This window comes from Halopseudomonas sp. (assembly GCF_041579695.1).
Taxonomy (GTDB): Bacteria; Pseudomonadota; Gammaproteobacteria; order Pseudomonadales; family Pseudomonadaceae; genus Halopseudomonas.
Genome location: NZ_JBFGFI010000037.1, coordinates 1 through 18,828 on the forward strand (window position 1 = coordinate 1; position 18,828 = coordinate 18,828).

Below are 18,828 nucleotides of genomic sequence, written 5' to 3' on the forward strand. Positions count from 1 at the left end.
CGCGACCCAGAATACCCCGGTTGCCTCGGCACTTATCAGTGTGCCGCGGGCGTGTTCTTCCTGTAGCCAGGGAATCACGCCGGGGTAGCGCTCCAGCATCTGGTCAAAATCGCCCCAGAACGCGGGCAACATGATCAGTTGTGGGCGCAGTGCGCTGAGTGTGGCATCAGTGGCAATACGGTCCTGACTGAAGCTGGTGACCGGCAGGTTGTCCGGAGCGACGATCGAGGTGCGAAAGCCCGGCGTCAGGCCCTGGCCGCGCCGCCGACCGTCGCGCAGACTGGCCATATGGAAGAAATCCTTGGCCTGCATCAGGGTGGAGGCGATCACGCCGTCAGTCGCCAGGATCGCAACCTGACGAAGGGGGGAGGGGGGCTGGCTGGGCTGAATCATGTCTGTTATCGCTTTTTATAAGGTGAATCGGCCATGCTATGACTAAAGCATCTTATACTATGGCGCAAGTGCCGTGTTCACCTTGATAAAAGGCGGAAATATGTGCTGATTGCCAGGAGCAGGGAGCCGGACCGTTTTTACGGCCCGGCGATCCGGCGCAGCGTCAGTTCATCGCGTCTCAGGGAGCCGGGTTGGGTTGGCTTTGATGGATTTCGGCGATGGCCTCCAGTACGCCGTCGGGCAGGCCCATGTTGATGCTGCTCAGGTTGCGGTTGAGCTGATCCATGTTGGTCGCACCGATGATATTGCTGGTAACGAAGGGTTGCCGTGTGACGAACGCCAGGGCCATCTGGGCCGGATCCAGTCCGTGATCGCGGGCCAGGCGCACATAACGGGCACAGGCTTGTTCCGCCTGCGGGTTGGTATAGCGGCTGAAGCGGCTGAACAGTGTCAGTCGGCCCTTTTCGGGGCTTAGCCCGTTCAGATACTTGCCCGTCAGAGTGCCGAAGGCCAGGGGGGAGTAGGCCAGCAGCCCCGTCTGCTCACGCAGGGAGATTTCTGCCATACCGACCTCATAGGTGCGGTTGAGCAGGTTGTAAGGGTTCTGGATCGAAGCAATGCGCGGCCAGCCACGGCTTTCGGCCAGATGCAGAAAGCGGCTCACGCCCCAGGGTGTTTCGTTGGACAGGCCGATATGTCTTATCTTGCCCGCCTTGACGAATTCATCCAGCACCTCAAGCGTATCTTCGATTGGCGTGATGGATTCATCGGGATTGTGCCGATAACCCAGGTTGCCGAAGAAGTTGGTGCTGCGGTCGGGCCAGTGCAGCTGATAGAGGTCAATGTAGTCGGTCTTTAGCCGCTTCAGGCTGGCATCGAGGGCGGCGGTAAGGTGCTCGCGGGTGAAGCGGGTCATGCCGTCACGGATGTGCGGCAGCCAGTTGCCGGGGCCTGCTACCTTGCTGGCGATTATCCAGTCTTCGCGGTTGCCGCGCTCGGCCAGATAATTGCCCAGGATACGCTCGGTCTCGCCATATGTTTCTGCTTTCGGTGGGACCGGGTACATTTCCGCTGCGTCGATAAAATTGACGCCTGCGTCTCTGGCCCGGTCGATCTGGGCGAAGGCATCTTTCTGCGTGTTCTGCTCGCCCCATGTCATGGTGCCGAGACACAGTGCGCTGACCTTGAGCTTGGTGCGGCCAAGAGGGCGGTATTGCATGGAGGTACTCCCTGATAAGATTGAGTCCGGTTAAAGCGCCATTAGGCTGAGCCAATATGGCATTGATTGTAAATAAGGGTTGTAATTTTTAGCTCCCTTGACATAATGCCCGCCACTTTCGACAGGATGCCTAGCCTGTCGTTGTTGTTTACAGCGCAGATGCCACCCAGACCCACGCAGCCCCCACTGAGTGTCTGTTCTAGGCTTTGTTGTCTTGTAAAAACACATTTCATTCTGTAAGATTCGCCCTCTTATTATTAGAGCGGCCTCTGAGGCTAGGATTAATGAAAACCTTCAGCGCCAAACCTGAAAGCGTAAAACGCGACTGGTACATAGTAGACGCAACCGGATTGACCTTGGGTCGTCTGGCTACCGAAGTTGCCACCCGTCTGCGGGGCAAGCATAAGCCCGAGTACACTCCGCACGTGGATACTGGCGATTACATCGTCATTGTCAACGCCGAGAAAGTACATGTGACCGGTAAAAAGGCACAGGACAAGATCTACTACAGCCACTCGGGTTTCCCGGGCGGTATCAAGTCGATCAGTTTCGAGAAGCTCCTTGTTCGCGCTCCCGAGCGTATCATTGAGTCTGCCGTCAAAGGCATGTTGCCGAAAAACCCCTTGGGTCGTGCAATGTACCGCAAGATGAAAGTGTACAAAGGTGCAGTTCATCCCCATGCGGCTCAGCAACCCCAAGAACTCAAGGTCTAAGGAGCATACTATGTCGGCGACACAAAACTACGGTACTGGCCGTCGTAAAACTGCCACCGCTCGCGTGTTCCTGCGTCCGGGCAATGGCAACATCCAGATCAACAGCCGCACCATCGAGAATTTCTTTGGTCGTGAGACTGCACGCATGATCGTGCGTCAGCCGCTGGAACTGACCGAAAGCGTCTCCAAGTTTGACGTGTACGTCACCGTCAAGGGTGGCGGTACTACCGGTCAAGCAGGCGCCATTCGTCACGGCATTACTCGTGCCCTGATGGAATACGACGAGACTCTGCGCGGCGTGCTGCGCAAGGCTGGATTCGTTACTCGCGATGCCCGTGAAGTCGAGCGTAAGAAAGTGGGTCTGCGTAAAGCGCGTAAGCGTCCTCAGTACTCCAAGCGTTAAGTCGCAAGACTTATCCCGAAAACGCCCGGTATCCTTATGGATCCGGGCGTTTTTGTTTGTGCGACAAAATGCCGCTAGCGGGGCGAGTGGTCCGTAATGCCCCGTATTTCGATGGCTTGAGAGAGCCTTGCCAGGTTGTTTAGTGATAGTTCACCTTGTCAAAAAAGGGGTTTTTCATTACCATCGGATTCATTTTGTGCAAGCGGATTAAAACTCTTAAAAGGGCTCTTAAAAGCCTGAATCAGCTGAGATGGGAGACGACTGGATGAGTAATGACGGCGTAAACAACGGCCGGCGTCGCTTCCTGGTGGCAGCCACAAGTGTTGTGGGTGCAGCCGGAGCCGTAGGGGTAGCAGTACCCTTCGTTGGATCGTGGTTCCCGAGCGCGAGGGCCAAAGCGGCCGGTGCGCCGGTCAGGGTGAATGTCGGCAAGCTCGAGGCCGGTCAGCAGATCGTCGCCGAGTGGCGTGGCCAGCCAGTGTTCGTCTCCAGGCGTACCCAGGAAGCGTTGCAGACGCTTGAAGAGATGAGTGATCGTCTGGCTGATCCGCAGTCCGAGGCGGCGGACCAGCCCGATTATGTCAGTGGTGTGTCCCGCTCAATCAAGCCGGAGATTCTGGTCGTGATGGGTATCTGTACGCACTTGGGCTGCTCTCCGCTTTTTCGCCCGGAGGTCGCATCAGCCGACATGGGTGAGGACTGGAAGGGCGGATACTTCTGCCCCTGCCACAGCTCGCGCTACGACATGTCCGGTCGGGTATTCCGGGGCCAGCCGGCGCCGCTGAACTTGCCGGTTCCCCCCCATAACTATGAGTCCGACGATGTCATCATCATCGGCCTGGATCCGGAGACAGTCTGATGGGCAAGCTGAACAGCTGGATTAATGAGCGCATGTCGGTCAATCGGGTGGTCGAAGATCACCTGACCAAGTACTACGCTCCCAAGAACTTCAATTTCTTCTATTTCTTTGGCTCTCTGGCCATGCTTGTACTGGTCAACCAGATCATTACAGGTATCTGGCTGACCATGAGCTATGAGCCATCCGCCGCTGGCGCGTTTGCCTCGATCGAATACATCATGCGTGATGTCGACTACGGCTGGTTGCTGCGTTACATGCACTCCACCGGCGCTTCTGCGTTCTTTGCGGTGATCTACCTGCACATGTTGCGCGGGATCATGTACGGCTCCTACCAGAAGCCGCGCGAACTGATCTGGCTGTTCGGTATGACCATCTACCTTGTGCTTATGGGTGAGGCCTTCATGGGCTACCTGCTGCCCTGGGGGCAGATGTCCTACTGGGGCGCCCAGGTGATCATCTCGCTGTTTGGTGCGATTCCTTTCATCGGTCCGGACCTGGCCCAGTGGGTACGCGGTGACTATCTGATTTCCGGCATCACCCTGAACCGCTTCTTCGCTCTGCACGTGATAGCACTGCCAATCGTACTGCTGGGCTTGGTCGTGCTGCACATCATCGCGCTGCACGAAGTCGGTTCCAACAACCCCGATGGTATCGACATCAAGAAGCACAAGGATGAGAACGGCAAGCCGCTGGACGGCATTGCGTTCCACCCGTACTACACGGTCAAGGACATTGTCGGTGTGGTGGTCTTCCTGTTCGTGTTCTGCATCGTGGTGTTCTTCTTCCCTGAGATGGGCGGCTTCTTCCTTGAGCATCCCAACTTTGAAGTAGCCAACCAGTTGAAGACACCGGATCACATTGCTCCTGTCTGGTATTTCACGCCCTTCTACGCGATTTTGCGTGCTGTTCCGGCGATCGGCGGCTCGGCGTTCCCCGGGGTTCTGGCCATGGGTGCTGCCATCGCGGTACTGTTTGTGCTGCCCTGGCTGGACCGCAGCCCGGTGCGCTCGATCCGTTACAAGGGCTGGATGAGCAAGGTGGCTCTGGTTGTTTTCTGCATATCCTTCGTCATCCTGGGTATCCTGGGTGCCATTCCGGGCACTGATTTCCGCACGCTGGTGTCGCAGATCTGCACCGTGCTGTACTTCGCCTTCTTCCTGCTGATGCCGTTCTACACCCGCATGGAGAAGACCAAACCCGTTCCAGAGAGGGTTACTGGCTAATGAAAAAGCAATTGATTGCACTGGTATTTGCCCTTGTGCCCTCGGTCGTCATGGCGGCTGCCACCGGCGTTCCGCTCGAGTCGGCTAACATCGATCTGCGCGATAAGGCATCGCTGCAGGATGGCGCACGGACCTTCGTCAACTACTGCATGGGCTGTCACTCAGCCCAGTATCAGCGTTACGAGCGCGTTGCCAACGATCTGGGTATTCCGCCGGAACTGATGATGGAAAACCTGGTATTTCCCGAGTCAGCACTGATCGGCGAGCACATGAAGATCGGTATGCGTCCCGAGGACTCCAAGCGCTGGTTTGGCGCGGCTCCTCCTGACCTGACCAACGTCACCCGTGTACGCGGAGAGGACTGGGTGTATACCTATTTGAAGACCTTTTACGAAGATCCTTCTCGTCCCTTGGGCGTAAACAACAAGGTGTTTGCGAATGTGGGTATGCCAAACGTCCTGGAAGAGCTGCAGGGCCGTCAGGTCATCGGTTGCAAGGCGATGCCTGTGAAGGAAGACGGCAAGGTCCAGAAGGATCCTTTGACCGGCGAGACGGTGATGGATGAACAGTGCGATGTGCTCAAGGTGGTCGAGGGTACTGGCGTCCAGAGCGAGGAAGAGTTCGACACTACCGTGCGCAACCTGACTGCGTTCCTGGCGTACTCCGGCGATCCGATCAAGCTCGAGCGTCACCGCATTGGTACGTATGTGTTGCTGTATCTGGCCTTCTTCTTCGTATTTGCCTATCTGCTCAAGCGCGAATACTGGAGAGATGTCCACTGATCAGCGGATTCGTTGATCAAATCCGCGCGCCCTTTGGGGCGCGCACTTGTTTCTGGGGTATAATCCCGTCTTACCACTAAGCACAGGCTGTTCTGAACAGCCCGTGTTTTCCATGTACACGCAACCGCGTGCTTTGCTGTTACCGCAATCCGCTACAGGATGAGGGTTGATTTATGGGCGTTACCGCCAACAAGCGTTCCTCGATGGCTTTTTTTTCCGATCCTAACGATCATTACTGTCACCGCGTACGAATAGTGCTGGCAGAAAAGGGCGTGACTGTCGATGTGATCAACGTCGAGCCCGATAACCATCCGGAAGAGCTGGCGGAAAATAACCCTTACAACACCGTCCCTACTCTGCTGGACCGGGATCTCGTGCTGTACGAGCCCAACATCATGATGGAATATCTGGATGAGCGTTTTCCGCATCCACCGTTGCTTCCGGTGTACCCGGTGGCGCGAGCCAATACCCGGCTGCTGATGTACCGCGTGCAGCGCGACTGGTGCGGTCTGGTGGATGCGATAAGCAATCCCAAGACACCCGCAGCCGCGGCGACCAAGGCTCGCAAGGAGCTGCGTGAAAGCCTGATCGGTGTTGCTCCGGTGTTTGACGAGATGCCTTATTTCATGAGCGAGGAGTTCAGCCTGGTCGATTGCTGTATTGCTCCGATCCTCTGGCGCTTGCCCATACTGGGCGTCGAGTTGCCCAAGCAGGCCAAGCCGCTGCAGGACTACATGGATCGGATATTTCAGCGTGAAGGCTTCCTTGGCAGCCTCTCGGCCGCCGAAAAGGAAATGCAATAAGTACCCAGTCACCAACCGTGTCACTCAAAGGAGGCCCGCATGGCTCAGATGAGCTCAAGCCGACCCTACCTGGTACGCGCGCTGTATGAATGGATACTGGAAAATGACTGCACGCCGTATGTGCTGGTCAATGCCAATTATCCGCTGACAAGTGTGCCGGACGCTTTTGTCGAAGCCGGCCAGATCGTGCTGAATCTTTCCCCCAGCGCGATCCGGCACCTGGAGATGGACAACGACAGGATCAGCTTCGATGGCCGTTTTGGCGGCGTTGCCCAGCAGGTCTGGATTCCTGCGCAAGCTGTGATGGCAATCTACGCCCGTGAGAACGGTCAGGGCATGGTGTTCGAAGTCGAGCCAGCGCCGGTACCGCCTGGCGATGAATCAGATACAGGACCTGCAGCAAGCCCTGCTGACCAGAAAAAGGCCAAGAGGCCTGCGCTGAAGGTTGTCAAATAGGACGCGCTAACCAATAAAAAACCCGGATCGGGTGATACCCGATCCGGGTTTTTTATTGTCTGCGCTCAGGTGCGTCAGTTGATATATTCGAACAACTTGACGATTCGCTGCACGCCGCCCACCTGTTGGACTGCCTGCACTGCAAGATCGGCCTCCTGTTTGCTGACCAGTCCGAGCAGGTAGACAATGCCGGCCTCGGTGGTAACCTTGATGCGTCGACCGGGGATGGCGCTGTCAGCCAGCAGGCGGGTTTTGGCGCTGGTAGTCATCAGGGCGTCGGTGTTGCGCGCAAGCAGCGGCAGGGCAGGGCCCACAGTCAGCTCATTGTGTACCACCTTGACCCGCTGAACACGCTGGGCCACCGAGCCGGCCAGTTCCTTGAGTTCCTGGCGGGGCACCTGGCCGGTCAGCAATACGACGCCGTTGTAGCTGACGACGCTGATCCGGGATTCGCGCTCCAGATCAATGTGAGCCTTGGCGATATTGACCGCGGTCTTGGTTTCAATCAGCTGGTCATCGATAGTGCTGCCAATAGTGCGGGTCCCCTTGTTGCTATCGATGGGGCTGTCGCGGGTAGCAGTGAGAATCGAGCCGCACCCGGTCAGTGACGCAATAAGCAGCAGACAAATTGTAAGTCTCATTCCTCACTCCCGAACAATTGGCGATCAATCAGATCGCACAGACAATGTATGGCAAGCAGGTGGACTTCCTGGATCCGTGCAGTGGAGCGTGCCGGCACCCGTATTTCCGAATCCTCGGGCAGCAGCAGGGAAGCCATGGCGCCGCCGTCGCGGCCGGTCAGAGCCACCACCAGCATGTCACGGTCATGCGCCGCCTGTATCGCTTGCAGCACGTTGCCCGAGTTGCCGCTGGTGGAAATCGCCAGCAGTACATCTCCGGGCTGACCCAACGCACGAATCTGCTTGGAAAAGATTTCGTCATAGCTGTAATCGTTGGCGATAGAAGTAATGGTCGAGCTGTCAGTGGTCAGGGCGAGGGCCGGCAGGCTGGGACGCTCGCGCTCGAAGCGGTTGAGCAATTCCGAGGAAAAATGCTGTGCGTCGCCGGCAGAGCCGCCATTGCCGCAGGTCAGTATCTTGCCCTCATTGAGCAGGCAGTTGACCATCAACTGGCTGGCTTGCTCGATACTCGGTCCAAGCACTTCCATTGCACGGGTCTTGGTTTCGATACTGTCGGTGAACAATTGCCTGATTCGGTGCTGCATATCCATAGGGAAGATTACTCGCTAGCAGGTGAATGCTTCCCGGATCCAGTTGTAGGAGCCGGGATCTGCGGGGTTGCCGTGCGCGGTAACAACGTCGAAACGGCAAGGGTTGTCGGCCAGATGGGGGTGAGTCAGCAGATAGTGCTGAGCGGCGGCGATCACTCGCTTTTGCTTGCGCCAGTCAATGCTCTCCACCGCGTTGCCCCAACGGCTGCTGCGTCTGTAACGGACTTCGACAAATACTACTGTATCGGCGTGACGCATGACCAGATCAAGCTCGCCCATCTTGCAACGATAATTGCGCGCCAGCAATCGCATACCGGCGTGCAGCAGCAGTTGCTCGGACTGTCGCTCGGCCTGGTTGCCGAGCTTCTGCTTTTCCGTCAGTTCGCTCATCGCACCCTGTTGTCGGAATTCGCGGACAGTTGGCCGCGCTCCATTACGCCCCAGCTCAGATTGCGGTGGATACGGCCATCGGCGGCGAGCGTGAGCTGGCCCGTAGCTCCGTTGATCCGGGTCGAAGGATGCTGCTGCATCTGCGGCAGGCGGACAAAAATTCGCTGGGCATCGATGCCCATCGCATAAAGACGGCCCAGTGGACCCTGGGCCTGAGGCCAGTTGCTGGTGACCTGGTCATACAGCCGGTCATCGCGCGTGAGCAGCCAGGGGATCTCCGCGACCATGATACCGTCCATGTCTGCGTTCTGTTGCCGATCCATGCCAACCTGGTAAGCGTGCGATGTCGCGTAGACCGGAAGTTCGGCAGCGTACTGGAAGGCCAGGGTAGGTTTGATCTGGCGCGCCTGCTGCGGATTGACGGCGATAAAAAGCGCGTCGAGATCCTGGCGGGGAGTGGGCTGCACCGCTACATTTCCATCCAGTGCGCGGGCGATGCGCTGGCCGCGTTGTTCGCTCTGGCGAATCTGCAGCAGGTCGGCAATCTGGCCCGATATTTCTGAGGGCTTATCGATGATAATGCGGCCGATCAGCACACCACCCATCTCCTCCCAGCTGCGCCGGAATGACTGATAGGCCCGCTGGCCCCAGTCGGTGGAGGTATGCAGCGCGGCCATTTGTCGATGACCCTGCTCCCATGCCTGGGTTGCCGCCGAGCGCGCCTCGTCCTCGGGGGCCAGGCCGAACTGAAACAGTCCCTGTGGGTAAGGTCCTTCGCGCTCGGCATAATTCAGCGCCAGGGTGGGTATGGGCAATGATTCTCTCGTGGCCAGGCGTCCGACCCGGTCGCGATCAAGCGGGCCAACAACCCACTGCACGCCGTCTGCACTGGCCTGTGCGTAAAACTGATCCAGGTTCGCGTAGGCGGTACTGTCGTAAAGACTGATGCGTGGCTGGTCCAGGCCTTTGCTCTGTGCCTGATACTGCGCTGCCAGAAAGCCGTCGCGCAACGCTTCTGCGGCGCTGGCGAGCGGGCCTTCGAAGGGTAGCAGCAGGGCTATGTGTTGTGGTCGGCTGGCATGCAGCTCGATCAGCTGGCGGATGGAGTCGGGCAGCGGCCGGGCGGCGGGATGGGCGCTGTTCTGCTCCTGCCATGACTTGATTGCCTGGACCTGCAGGTCCAGGTTGCGGAATTCGCGCTCGATCAACGCCAGTTCTATCCAGCCGCGCAATTCGTCATCGGCATTCTGCGCTGCCTGGGCAAGCTCGTCTGTGGGTACCTGCTGAAGGTTTTCCCAGATCGCCTGGCGATTGGCGTCGCGCTCGCCGGCGGACAGTATGCCGTGCATGAAAACCCGTTCGCGCGCCGCTTTCAGCGGTTCTCCGGCGGAGCCCAAGGCCAGTGCGCGCAGGCGCTGGATAGCCACCTGATCGGTCATGGGCAGGCTGTCGAGCTGGCCCATCGAGGGGTGACGCAGCGCGCGCAGGGCCATATCGGGCCGGTCCAGTGCCAGCGCACTGCGGGCCTGCAGGGTACTGAAACGTACCTGCTGATCCAGCGGCAACTCGCTCTGTGGAATGCGCTCGAGAATCGACAGCACCTGCTGTGGACGCTCGGCGTCGCTGGCGGCCTGGGCGGCATAAAGACGCAGCAGGTTGGCCTCAGCTCCGGTCTGTTTGTCGGCATCGGCGAGGATCTTTTCAGCAGACGCCTGGGGCGTGCGTGGCAGTTCGCTCAGGCTCTGGGGCGGGCTGGCACAACCGGCAAGCAGAAGGGCAAGAGCCAGCGACAGAATCGGAAGGCGTTTAATGCAGGGCATGCAGCGGTATCCTTGCTCAGGAGACGCATGACGCGTCCCGTGGGAGTTGTTGCAGATGTCATCAGGGCATTGTAACCAAGGGTCAGGGCGCGCGCCATGGACTGGGTCACGTCCTGTACAATAGGACATAAATGCTAATCGGAATTTGTCATGGCCACCTCCACCGGTACTCTTTTTATTGTTGCCACGCCCATTGGCAATTTGCAGGACATGACGCCGCGGGCGCTCGAGGTACTGGCCAGCGTGGGGCTGATCGCTGCCGAGGATACGCGTCATAGCGGCCGCCTGCTGCAACATTTCGGCATTACCACTGCCACCACCGCCTGTCATGATCACAATGAGCGTGACAAGAGCGCCCGGTTGGTGGAGCGAATGCGCGCTGGTGAAGACATGGCGCTGATCTCCGACGCCGGTACCCCGCTGATTTCCGACCCGGGCTACCATCTGGTCCGGGCCGCGCGTGAAGCCGGCGTGCGGGTTTGTCCGATTCCGGGTCCCTGCGCCCTGGTGGCAGCGCTCAGTGCTGCCGGCCTGGCATCGGATCGCTTCGCGTTCGAGGGGTTCCTGCCCGCCAAGGCCAGCGGTCGCCGGCAGCGCCTGCAGGCGCTGGCGACCGAGCAGCGTACCTGGATGCTGTATGAAGCGCCTCACCGGCTGCTTGAGTGTCTGGAAGACATGCTCGACATCCTCGGTCCGGAGCGTCAGGTAGTGCTGGCGAGGGAGTTGACCAAGACCTTTGAAACCATCCGCGGCGCGCCGATTGCCGAGCTGGTCGAATGGGTCCGCGCGGACAGCGACCAGCAGCGCGGTGAATGCGTGCTGGTCGTCGAGGCAATGCCCGCGCGCGCCGAGGATGAGGGCCTGGATCCCGAAGCCGAGCGGGTGCTGGATCTGCTGCTCGAGGAGTTGCCGGTAAAGCAGGCTGCGGCACTGGCAGCGAAGATCACCGGCCAGAAGAAGAACCGTCTTTACCAGATAGCACTGGGCAAAACCGCGGACTGATATCCGCGGCCTGGTGCGCTCAGCAGGCCTGGGCGGCGTCCAGCACCATGACCCGCTGCCCGGCCTTTACCGGCGAGCCGGGCTGCACATGTACTGATGCGATCACTCCGTCACAGGGCGCCAACAGCGGAATTTCCATTTTCATCGACTCCAGGATCACCAGCACATCACCGGCCCTGACCTGAGCCCCTTCGGCCACCTGGACCTGCCAGAGGTTGCCCGCAATGTGGCTCTCGATCCCCTGTTGGCCGGCCTGCAGCGGCTTATCCAGCACCTCCGCGGCGGGTGCCTCCTCGCTGGAGAAATCCGCCTGACCGTTGGCAATCCAGCGGTCGCGTTCGGCATTGAAGGCGGCTTGCTGATGCGAGCGGAAAGTCTGGATGCTGTCGGCTTCCTTCTCCAGAAAGGCCTGATACTCGTTCAGTTGCAGTTCCGTATGCTCGATCTGCAGCTCATGGCGCCCCAGCGGGAATTCCCGACGAATGCGCGTCAGCTCGTCAGCTGTGACCGGGTAGAAGCGGATCTGATCGAAGAACCGCAGTAGCCACGGCTGGCCATCGAAGGCCTCGACTTCCCGGTAGCGGTTCCACATCTGCAGTGTGCGCCCGACGAACTGGTAACCCCCCGGGCCTTCCATCCCGTACACGCACATGTAGGCGCCGCCGATACCAACCGAGTTTTCTGCAGTCCAGGTGCGAGCCGGGTTGTACTTGGTGGTGACCAGACGGTGCCGCGGGTCCAGCGGTGTGGCTACCGGAGCGCCCAGATAGACGTCGCCCAGACCCATGACCAGGTAGCTGGCCTCGAATACGGTGCGGTAAACCTCGTCCAGATCGGGAAGGTCGTTGATTCTGCGGATGAATTCCAGATTGCTCGGGCACCAGGGTGCATCCTTGCGCACCGTGGTCATGTATTTTTCGATGGCCAGCTGGCAGGCCGGATCGTCCCATGACAGTGGCAGGTGCACGATCCGTGAAGGCACCTTGAGGTCACGCGCCTGACAGACTTCTTCCCAGGTGTCCTCGACGATACGCAGCAGGCTGTTGATCGACAGGGTTTCTGGCTGGTAATGCACCTGTAGCGAACGGATTCCGGGTGTCAGGTCGTGGACCCCGGCCAGTTGCATTGCCTCCAGCGCCTGCATCAATGCATGTCCGCGAAAGCGCAGCACCAGATTCAGTTCCGGCTGGCCGATTTCCAGCAGCAGATGAGTGTCGCCGGACAGTCGTGCTACCAGCCGGGTATCTCCTTCGCCGATGTCCAGCACGACGGGCGATTCCGGCTCTACCGGTGCGCTGGATGGTGGACAATCCGCGCTCAGATGAGCGATGTCCTGCTGGCGGGATATGGCCAGCTCCCTTGCGGTTTCCAGGCTGACCGGTGTGAACCGTATACGGTCGCCGGCTTTGAGCTGGCCCATCTGCCACAGATCGGCTTCGATGATCGTCACCGGGCAGACAAAGCCGCCGAGGCTGGGTCCGTCGGGCCCGAGAATGACCGGCATGTCACCAGTGAAATCCACCGCACCAATCGCATAGGGGTTGTCATGAATGTTGGAGGGGTGCAGGCCAGCTTCGCCGCCATCCTCACGCACCCACTCAGGGCGCGGCCCGATCAGCCGCACCCCGGTGCGGCTGGAATTGAAGTGCACTTCCCAGTCGGTTTCCAGAAAGCGCTGCATGTAAGCCTCGGTAAAATATTCCGGGGCCGCATGGGGGCCGTAGATCACCCGTACGTTGCGCACCGCCGGCAGCGAGGGATGCAGGCTTGAGGGTAGTGCCGTACCGCTGGAGGTGTCGGCCAGCTCGCTGAGATGCAGTACGTCGCCAGCGCGCAGGGCGCGCCCCGCATGCCCGCCAAACTGGCCGAGAGTAAAGGTGCTTTTGCTGCCCAGGTAATCGGGGACCTGTATACCGCCACGAATGGCCAGATAGCTGCGCGCGCCCGCCCCGGCAATGGTGCCGATGCTCAGCTGGCTGCCCGCTCTGACCAGCAGGCTGGTATGCATGGGTTGCGGCTCACCGTCCAGCAATACCGGGATCTGCGCCCCGGTGACGGCGATCACCGCCTCGGTATTGAACGTCAGGATAGGGCCGGCCATGGTGATTTCCAGGCCGGCGGCATCCTGCGGATTATCCAGCAGTCGATTACCCAGCTGCAGCGCCAGGTTATCCATTGGCCCCGATGGCGGAACACCCACGGACCAGTAGCCGAGACGGCCCGGCACATCCTGTACTGTAGTCTGGGTGCCGCCACTGATGACTTCAAATGTGCTGGCCTGATAGGTCAGTTCATCCAGGCACCGAGTCCAGGGTTCACCTGAGGCAAAGGGCGCAAAGGTGAGAATCTGCCGCAGATAGTCGCGGTTGGTCTCTACGCCATACAGCAGGGTATCCCCCAGAGCCTGGCGCAGCGCGCCGCTGGCCTGCTCGCGGGTGGGCTCCCAACAGATGATCTTGGCGATCATCGGATCAAAGTAGGGTGGTATTTCGCAGCCGGCTTCCACCCAGGTGTCTATGCGCAGTGCCTGACCGTCGCCAGCGGGAAAATGGGCTGCGGTCAGCAGGCCGGGGCAGGGCTGGAAGTCGCGACCCGGATCCTCGGCGTAGACCCGCGCCTGAATCGCATGGCCCGCGGGCGCCAGGCCAGCGCCGAGTTCCGTCAATGGCGGCAGGTCGCCGGCAGCCAGCTGGATCATCCAGCTGACCAGGTCGACCCCCCAGACCTGCTCGGTGACGCCGTGTTCGACCTGCAGGCGGGTGTTGACCTCGAGAAAGTAGAATTGCGCCGCTTCGCTGTCATAGACGAACTCGACGGTGCCGGCACTGCGATAGCGCACGGCGCTGGCCAGGCGGGTGGCTGCTTCGCAGAGAGCCTCAGCCATGCCCTCGGGCAGGTTGGGTGCGGGCGTTTCCTCGATGACCTTCTGGTTGCGGCGCTGTACCGAGCAATCACGCACACCCAGCGCCAGTACCTCGCCCTGACCATCGCCAAATACCTGGACCTCGAGATGGCGGGCGCGCTGGATGTACTTCTCGATAAATACGCCAGCGTCGCTGAAGTTGTTCTGGCCGAGGCGTTTGACCGTCTCGAAGGCGTCGCTCAATTCCGCCGCGCTGTGACACACGCGCATGCCGATACCGCCACCGCCTGCAGTGCTCTTGAGCATGACGGGGTAGCCGACACGCTCCGCTGCACTGAGCGCAGAGGCGAGGCTGTCGAGCAAGTCCGTGCCTTCCAGCATCGGTACGCCATGCTCCTGTGCCAGTGCGCGCGCTGTGTGCTTCAGCCCGAATACCCTCAGCTGCTCGGGGGTAGGGCCGACAAAGGCAATGCCGGACGCCTCGCAGGCTTCGGCGAATGCGGCGTTCTCTGACAGAAAGCCATAGCCCGGGTGAATCGCGGTGGCGCCGGAAGCTTTGGCTGCGGCGAGGATTTTCTCCACATCCAGGTAGGTACCGGTAGCGCCGCCCTCACCGAGGGAAATCGCCTGATCGGCCTGCTGGATGTGCAGGCTGGCGGCATCGGCTTCGGAGTAGACAGCAACGCCATTGACCTTGAGGTCCTTCAGGGTTCGCAGTATGCGACAGGCGATAGCGCCGCGATTGGCAATCAGCAATGTATCGAACATCTTGGATAGTCCTCGGCCAGGTCGTCCTGGCTTACATGTTTGCGGCTCCGCGGGTCGTCCCTGCTGGAGCGGCTGGCTCAATCCCAGACCAATACTTCTGCGGGTGTCGGGTTGTATCCGTTACACGGGTTGTTCAACTGGGGGCAATTGGAGATCAGCACGATGATGTCCATGTGCGCGATCAGTTCGACATACTTGCCCGGCCCGGAAATACCGTCTTCGAAGGTCAGGCCGCCTTCGGAGGTGACCGGAACATTCATGAAGAAGTTGATGTTGGCGCTGATATCGGCCTTGCCGAGCCGGCCGTCATGCATACAGGCGCGCAGGAAGTTGTCTCGGCAGCTGTGCATATACCGGGTGTTCAACGGATAGCGCACAGTGTTGCTTTCCTGGGCGCAGGCGCCGCCGAGCGTGTCGTGACGGCCGCAGGTGTCGGCAGTGATGGTCAGCATCGGCTTGCCCAGGTTGCTGTAGAGCACGGTGCCGGTCGTCAGGTACACGCTGTTCTGTGCGCGCAGGGTGCGTTGCACGTCGTAACGCTCACGCGGGTTGCCTGCGCTGTAGAACAGGGTGTCGACTGCCTGGTTGCCTTCCAGGTCATGCAGGCGCAGCGTCTGCCCCGCCTTGATGTCCAGCATGAATGGCTCGCCGGCGCCAACGATGGCGCGATGGCTGGCGGTCTCGGCGGTTCTGTCGCTGTGGGTCAGTGTCATGGTCGCGGCCCTCAGAGGTGGATGCGGTCGGTGTTGTGCAGAGCGCGGGTATTTTCTTCCCGGGTCTTGCGGCATAGAACGGTAATGCCGTCATCGGCTACCTGGTGCCAGTCCAGCTGGACCGGTTTGGGCGCGTAGTCGGGGGCGGGGTCGAGGGGGTGCTGCAGGGCGGTGAGTACAACCAGGGTGTCCATGGGTGCGTAAAGCTCGATGAAATTCCCGGCGGCGGAGTTGTTCGGGTGAAAGACGAACCTGCCCTGTGCATCCACTGTTACCTTGCTGAACAGATTCAGGGTCATCAGTAGATCCGCGAGCCCCATATCCCACTTGCCCATTTCCACCAGCAGGTTGTCCATTCCGTTGCGGAAAAAGCCGTTGCGCAGTTCCTGATAACGCCCGGTGCCGTATTTGTCTTTTACCTCTTCGGCGCTGAGCACGCCGCCAAAACTGTCACTCCAGCCGCAGGTGTCGGTGACGATGGCTGCCAGCACACGGCCCATGTCGGAATACAGGCAATGGCCGGCAGTCAGCTTGGCGGTGTGCTGCCCCTTGAGGCTGTCGGGCAGGTTCAGGCGCTCGCTTTTTTCGTAGGCGTTGAACAGCATCAGGCTGACGTTGGCGCCGCCCTCCAGGTCGGTAATGCGCAGCAACTGGCCGCGTTTGAGCACGAAGGACGTATGCCCGCCGCCTGGCAGGGTTTCGCTGTACAGGGTAGGGCGCAAAGGCGCTGGGACACTCATTGGATAACTCCTTGCTGTTCGGGAGAGCTCGCTTTTCTGGCAACGTGACCGGGCAGCTCATCAAGCGCCTTGCGCGCCGCCAGCCGGTCACTGTTGAGGGGGATGTCGTAGGTAATGCGCGCGCCATAGGCGCCGGGGGCCTGTGGATCGATGCGCACCTTGTCGAACACCAGCAGTCGGGTGCCGAGGGTGAAGCCTTCGGTCAGATCGTGGGTAACCATGAATACTGTCAGGCCGGTCTTGCGCCAGAGTGACAGCAGCAGTTCATGCATGTCCTTGCGGGTGCCTGGATCCAGCGCGCCGAAGGGTTCGTCGAGCAGCAGGATGCGTGGAGCCTTCACCAGGGCCTGGGCGATTGCCAGGCGCTGCTGCATGCCGCCGGACAGGGCATGGGGATACTTGTCGACGGCATCACCCAGGCCGACTGCCTCAAGCATCTCCATGCTCTTTTCCCGCGCTTCGCTTCTGGCCCGGCCAAACAGACGTCCCAGTAATGGCGCGGCCTGCAGCTCCAGGCCGAGCATCACATTGCCTAGTACGGTCAGGTGTGGAAACACTGAATAACGTTGGAACACGACGCCGCGCTCCGGTCCAGGCTCGGCTACCAGCGGCTGATCGTCCAGTAATATGCGGCCCTTGCTAGGTTTCTCCTGCCCCAGCAATAGCCGCAGGAAAGTCGACTTGCCGCAGCCGGAAGCGCCCACCATGGTGATGAATTCACCGCTGGCGACGTCCAGGTTGAGATTTTCGAGTACGACGCTGTCGTCGTATTGCTGCCACACGTGGCGGATCGAGATGGCGCTCATATCAGTGGCCTCCCCTAGGCTCGAACCAGGGGAAAATTGCCCGGCGCAGCCCTTTGAGTGAACGGTCCATGGTGAAGGCGAGCAGGGTGATCCAGGCGACATAGGGCAGGATCACATCCATGGCCAGATAGCGGCGCACGAGAAAGATGCGGTATCCCAGTCCATCGGTTGATGCGATCGCCTCGGCGGCGATCAGGAACAGCCACGCCGGCCCAAGTGCAAGGCACAGCCCCTGGAGCAGCCGGGGCAGCAGTTGCGGCAGCACCACGCGAATCAGTACCTGCCAGGTGCTGGCGCCGAGTGTCTGGGCCTTGATCAGTAGTTCGGTGGGTATCTCGCTGACCCGCTGCTGCATGTCCCGGATCAGCACTGGCGTAATGCCGATCACAATCAGCATTACCTTCGAGAGTTCGCCAAGGCCCATCACGATGAACAGGATTGGCAGTATCGATAGCGGCGGGATCATCGAAATGACGGTCACCAGGGGGGAGAGCGGTGCGCGTACCATCGGGATCAGCATGATCAGGCCCAGCCCCAGGCTGACCGCAGCCGCTACAGCCAGGCCGGTCCCCAGCCGCTTGAGGCTCGCCGCGCTGTCGACCCACCACAGGTACTCGCCGCTGCGCCGGTCCGGGGTGAAGGCCATACGGTCGACCGCCTCAGCCATCTGGGTAAAGCTGGGCAGCAGCTTGTCGTTGGGGTTCTCCGCCAGGCGAGCCTGCGAACTATAGAGGTAGAGAAGCAGCAGTAGTGCAAAGGGGAGCAGTATCAGCCCCAGCCGGGAGACCTTGCCGGGGTTGCGGTTCATCAATCGGGACATGGGCAGCTCCGTGGGTTACAGGTAACGAGATCTCAGGTATCTGAGGCTCTCCCGGGCTTTTGTCCCGCCGTGTAACCCCCTGCTGGAGGTCGACAACTCTCGGACCAGACACCTGCAGAGCAGGTCGGAACCCTAGTTGTCCATTGGTATCAAGTTGTATCGGACCAGAGCCCGTTAATGCATCAGGGGTCTGAAACAACCCGAGTCTCGCATGCTGACCTATGCAATGCAGGGCCTGTGCCATGTTACTGCGGACATCGATCTGCGGGGGCCGCACCGCCATGGGGCACGGTAGGCCGGTGCCACGCACCACAGAAGTGCACCAAAATGGTGCGTTCAGTGCGCCGGGGTGGTGCGCGATCAGTATGGGCTTGCCGTGCTGGCCGAAGACGGATAATCTGCGTCTCAAGAGTTGGCTGGACAGTCGCCGTATCGCTTTGCGGTAGGGAGGAAAGTCCGGGCTCCATAGGGCAGAGTGCCAGGTAATCCCTGGGGGGCGTGAGCCTACGGAAAGTGCAGCAGAGAGTAGACCGCCGATGGCCCCGCAAGGGGATCAGGTAAGGGTGAAAGGGTGCGGTAAGAGCGCACCGCGCGGCTGGTAACAGTCCGTGGCATGGTAAACCCCACTCGGAGCAAGACCAAATAGGAACCCATCAGGTGTGGCCCGCACTGGGTTCGGGTAGGTTGCTAGAGGCAGTCAGTGATGGCTGTCGTAGAGGAATGACTGTTCACGACAGAACCCGGCTTACAGGCCAACTCTTATTATTTTCAGCCTTCGCATTCGTTCGAACGGCTTGCAGTGAAAACCCCGCTTGTTAGACCAA

18 protein-coding genes, 1 other RNA gene, 1 pseudogene and 1 riboswitch are annotated in these 18,828 nt (G+C 60.0%); of the genes and pseudogenes, 9 read left to right on the plus strand and 11 right to left on the minus strand.

Going from position 1 to position 18,828, the window contains the following annotated elements:
- Positions 1-393, minus strand: a pseudogene (locus ABYA88_RS09185) (GlxA family transcriptional regulator); the annotation flags it as partial.
- Between the two features lie 178 nt (positions 394-571).
- Positions 572-1,612 carry an NADP(H)-dependent aldo-keto reductase gene (locus tag ABYA88_RS09190; RefSeq protein WP_373186826.1) on the minus strand — a complete coding sequence of 347 codons (1,041 nt, stop codon included), beginning with the start codon at positions 1,610-1,612 and terminating at the stop codon, positions 572-574.
- A 284-nt stretch (positions 1,613-1,896) separates the two neighbouring features.
- Between ABYA88_RS09190 and rplM the strand changes: the two genes are divergently transcribed.
- The 7 genes from rplM to ABYA88_RS09225 all read left to right on the plus strand — a co-directional run bounded on the left by rplM (position 1,897) and on the right by ABYA88_RS09225 (position 6,851).
- Positions 1,897-2,325 (plus strand): 50S ribosomal protein L13, encoded by a 429-nt coding sequence (gene rplM / locus ABYA88_RS09195; protein WP_373186828.1) that lies wholly within the window; start codon positions 1,897-1,899, stop codon positions 2,323-2,325.
- Positions 2,326-2,335: 10 nt separating this feature from the next.
- Positions 2,336-2,728, plus strand: a complete 393-nt coding sequence (gene rpsI / locus ABYA88_RS09200) for a 30S ribosomal protein S9 (RefSeq protein WP_373186829.1) — start codon at positions 2,336-2,338, stop codon at positions 2,726-2,728.
- A 265-nt stretch (positions 2,729-2,993) separates the two neighbouring features.
- Positions 2,994-3,587 (plus strand): ubiquinol-cytochrome c reductase iron-sulfur subunit, encoded by a 594-nt coding sequence (petA, locus tag ABYA88_RS09205; RefSeq protein ID WP_373186830.1) that lies wholly within the window; start codon positions 2,994-2,996, stop codon positions 3,585-3,587.
- The gene (locus ABYA88_RS09210) at positions 3,587-4,810 is read left to right on the plus strand and encodes a cytochrome bc complex cytochrome b subunit (protein ID WP_373186831.1); all 1,224 of its coding nucleotides are present in this window, start codon (positions 3,587-3,589) and stop codon (positions 4,808-4,810) included. The genes petA and ABYA88_RS09210 overlap by 1 nt, the downstream gene beginning before the upstream one ends.
- A complete protein-coding gene (locus ABYA88_RS09215) occupies positions 4,810-5,592 on the plus strand; it encodes a cytochrome c1 (RefSeq protein WP_373186832.1) in 783 nt (260 codons plus the stop codon). The genes ABYA88_RS09210 and ABYA88_RS09215 overlap by 1 nt, the downstream gene beginning before the upstream one ends.
- Positions 5,593-5,765: 173 nt before the next feature.
- Positions 5,766-6,395: a glutathione S-transferase N-terminal domain-containing protein gene (locus ABYA88_RS09220; RefSeq protein ID WP_373186833.1), complete on the plus strand. Its 630-nt coding sequence runs from the start codon at positions 5,766-5,768 to the stop codon at positions 6,393-6,395.
- A gap of 48 nt (positions 6,396-6,443) precedes the next feature.
- A complete protein-coding gene (locus ABYA88_RS09225) occupies positions 6,444-6,851 on the plus strand; it encodes a ClpXP protease specificity-enhancing factor (RefSeq protein WP_373186854.1) in 408 nt (135 codons plus the stop codon).
- Between the two features lie 74 nt (positions 6,852-6,925).
- On the opposite strand, the gene ABYA88_RS09230 is transcribed toward ABYA88_RS09225, so the two are convergent.
- Genes ABYA88_RS09230 through ABYA88_RS09245 form a run of 4 tightly spaced genes read right to left on the minus strand, consistent with a single transcriptional unit; the run spans position 6,926 to position 10,292 of the window.
- Positions 6,926-7,492 carry a BON domain-containing protein gene (locus tag ABYA88_RS09230; RefSeq protein WP_373186834.1) on the minus strand — a complete coding sequence of 189 codons (567 nt, stop codon included), beginning with the start codon at positions 7,490-7,492 and terminating at the stop codon, positions 6,926-6,928.
- Entirely contained in the window at positions 7,489-8,082 is a 594-nt protein-coding gene (locus ABYA88_RS09235; RefSeq protein WP_150278117.1) for a phosphoheptose isomerase, read from the minus strand. The genes ABYA88_RS09230 and ABYA88_RS09235 overlap by 4 nt, the downstream gene beginning before the upstream one ends.
- 15 nt (positions 8,083-8,097) lie before the next feature.
- Positions 8,098-8,463, minus strand: coding sequence for a YraN family protein (locus tag ABYA88_RS09240; RefSeq protein WP_373186855.1), 366 nt, complete (start codon positions 8,461-8,463; stop codon positions 8,098-8,100).
- Between the two features lie 5 nt (positions 8,464-8,468).
- The gene (locus ABYA88_RS09245; RefSeq protein ID WP_373186835.1) at positions 8,469-10,292 is read right to left on the minus strand and encodes a penicillin-binding protein activator; all 1,824 of its coding nucleotides are present in this window, start codon (positions 10,290-10,292) and stop codon (positions 8,469-8,471) included.
- Positions 10,293-10,442: 150 nt separating this feature from the next.
- On the opposite strand from ABYA88_RS09245, the gene rsmI reads away from it, so the two are divergent.
- Complete coding sequence (gene rsmI / locus ABYA88_RS09250; RefSeq protein WP_373186837.1) at positions 10,443-11,294, plus strand: 16S rRNA (cytidine(1402)-2'-O)-methyltransferase; 852 nt, start codon at positions 10,443-10,445, stop codon at positions 11,292-11,294.
- A gap of 19 nt (positions 11,295-11,313) precedes the next feature.
- On the opposite strand, the gene uca is transcribed toward rsmI, so the two are convergent.
- The 5 genes from uca to ABYA88_RS09275 all read right to left on the minus strand — a co-directional run bounded on the left by uca (position 11,314) and on the right by ABYA88_RS09275 (position 18,004).
- A complete protein-coding gene (gene uca, locus ABYA88_RS09255; RefSeq protein ID WP_373186838.1) occupies positions 11,314-14,925 on the minus strand; it encodes an urea carboxylase in 3,612 nt (1,203 codons plus the stop codon).
- Between the two features lie 77 nt (positions 14,926-15,002).
- A complete protein-coding gene (locus ABYA88_RS09260; RefSeq protein ID WP_373186839.1) occupies positions 15,003-15,638 on the minus strand; it encodes an urea amidolyase associated protein UAAP2 in 636 nt (211 codons plus the stop codon).
- Positions 15,639-15,649: 11 nt separating this feature from the next.
- Positions 15,650-16,378, minus strand: coding sequence for an urea amidolyase associated protein UAAP1 (locus ABYA88_RS09265; protein ID WP_373186841.1), 729 nt, complete (start codon positions 16,376-16,378; stop codon positions 15,650-15,652).
- The gene (locus ABYA88_RS09270) at positions 16,375-17,184 is read right to left on the minus strand and encodes an ABC transporter ATP-binding protein (RefSeq protein ID WP_373186842.1); all 810 of its coding nucleotides are present in this window, start codon (positions 17,182-17,184) and stop codon (positions 16,375-16,377) included. Before ABYA88_RS09270 ends, ABYA88_RS09265 begins: the two co-directional genes overlap by 4 nt.
- Before the next feature lies 1 nt (position 17,185).
- On the minus strand, positions 17,186-18,004 hold the full coding sequence (locus ABYA88_RS09275) for an ABC transporter permease (RefSeq protein WP_373186843.1): 819 nt from the start codon (positions 18,002-18,004) through the stop codon (positions 17,186-17,188).
- A 46-nt stretch (positions 18,005-18,050) separates the two neighbouring features.
- A riboswitch (guanidine-I (ykkC/yxkD leader) is annotated at positions 18,051-18,151 on the minus strand.
- A gap of 261 nt (positions 18,152-18,412) precedes the next feature.
- Here ABYA88_RS09275 and rnpB point away from each other — a divergent pair.
- An RNA gene (gene rnpB / locus ABYA88_RS09280) (RNase P RNA component class A) lies at positions 18,413-18,768 on the plus strand.
- Positions 18,769-18,828 lie beyond the last annotated feature (60 nt).

Excerpts from the sequence above, each read along its gene's own strand:
- ABYA88_RS09190 (WP_373186826.1), bottom strand. The coding sequence starts at position 1,612 with ATGCAATACCGCCCTCTTGGCCGCACCAAGCTCAAGGTCAGCGCACTG.
- rplM (WP_373186828.1), top strand. The coding sequence starts at position 1,897 with ATGAAAACCTTCAGCGCCAAACCTGAAAGCGTAAAACGCGACTGGTAC.
- rpsI (WP_373186829.1), top strand. The coding sequence starts at position 2,336 with ATGTCGGCGACACAAAACTACGGTACTGGCCGTCGTAAAACTGCCACC.
- petA (WP_373186830.1), top strand. The coding sequence starts at position 2,994 with ATGAGTAATGACGGCGTAAACAACGGCCGGCGTCGCTTCCTGGTGGCA.
- ABYA88_RS09210 (WP_373186831.1), top strand. The coding sequence starts at position 3,587 with ATGGGCAAGCTGAACAGCTGGATTAATGAGCGCATGTCGGTCAATCGG.
- ABYA88_RS09215 (WP_373186832.1), top strand. The coding sequence starts at position 4,810 with ATGAAAAAGCAATTGATTGCACTGGTATTTGCCCTTGTGCCCTCGGTC.
- ABYA88_RS09220 (WP_373186833.1), top strand. The coding sequence starts at position 5,766 with ATGGGCGTTACCGCCAACAAGCGTTCCTCGATGGCTTTTTTTTCCGAT.
- ABYA88_RS09225 (WP_373186854.1), top strand. The coding sequence starts at position 6,444 with ATGAGCTCAAGCCGACCCTACCTGGTACGCGCGCTGTATGAATGGATA.
- ABYA88_RS09230 (WP_373186834.1), bottom strand. The coding sequence starts at position 7,492 with ATGAGACTTACAATTTGTCTGCTGCTTATTGCGTCACTGACCGGGTGC.
- ABYA88_RS09235 (WP_150278117.1), bottom strand. The coding sequence starts at position 8,082 with ATGGATATGCAGCACCGAATCAGGCAATTGTTCACCGACAGTATCGAA.
- ABYA88_RS09245 (WP_373186835.1), bottom strand. The coding sequence starts at position 10,292 with ATGCCCTGCATTAAACGCCTTCCGATTCTGTCGCTGGCTCTTGCCCTT.
- rsmI (WP_373186837.1), top strand. The coding sequence starts at position 10,443 with ATGGCCACCTCCACCGGTACTCTTTTTATTGTTGCCACGCCCATTGGC.
- uca (WP_373186838.1), bottom strand. The coding sequence starts at position 14,925 with ATGTTCGATACATTGCTGATTGCCAATCGCGGCGCTATCGCCTGTCGC.
- ABYA88_RS09260 (WP_373186839.1), bottom strand. The coding sequence starts at position 15,638 with ATGACACTGACCCACAGCGACAGAACCGCCGAGACCGCCAGCCATCGC.
- ABYA88_RS09265 (WP_373186841.1), bottom strand. The coding sequence starts at position 16,378 with ATGAGTGTCCCAGCGCCTTTGCGCCCTACCCTGTACAGCGAAACCCTG.
- ABYA88_RS09270 (WP_373186842.1), bottom strand. The coding sequence starts at position 17,184 with ATGAGCGCCATCTCGATCCGCCACGTGTGGCAGCAATACGACGACAGC.
- ABYA88_RS09275 (WP_373186843.1), bottom strand. The coding sequence starts at position 18,004 with ATGTCCCGATTGATGAACCGCAACCCCGGCAAGGTCTCCCGGCTGGGG.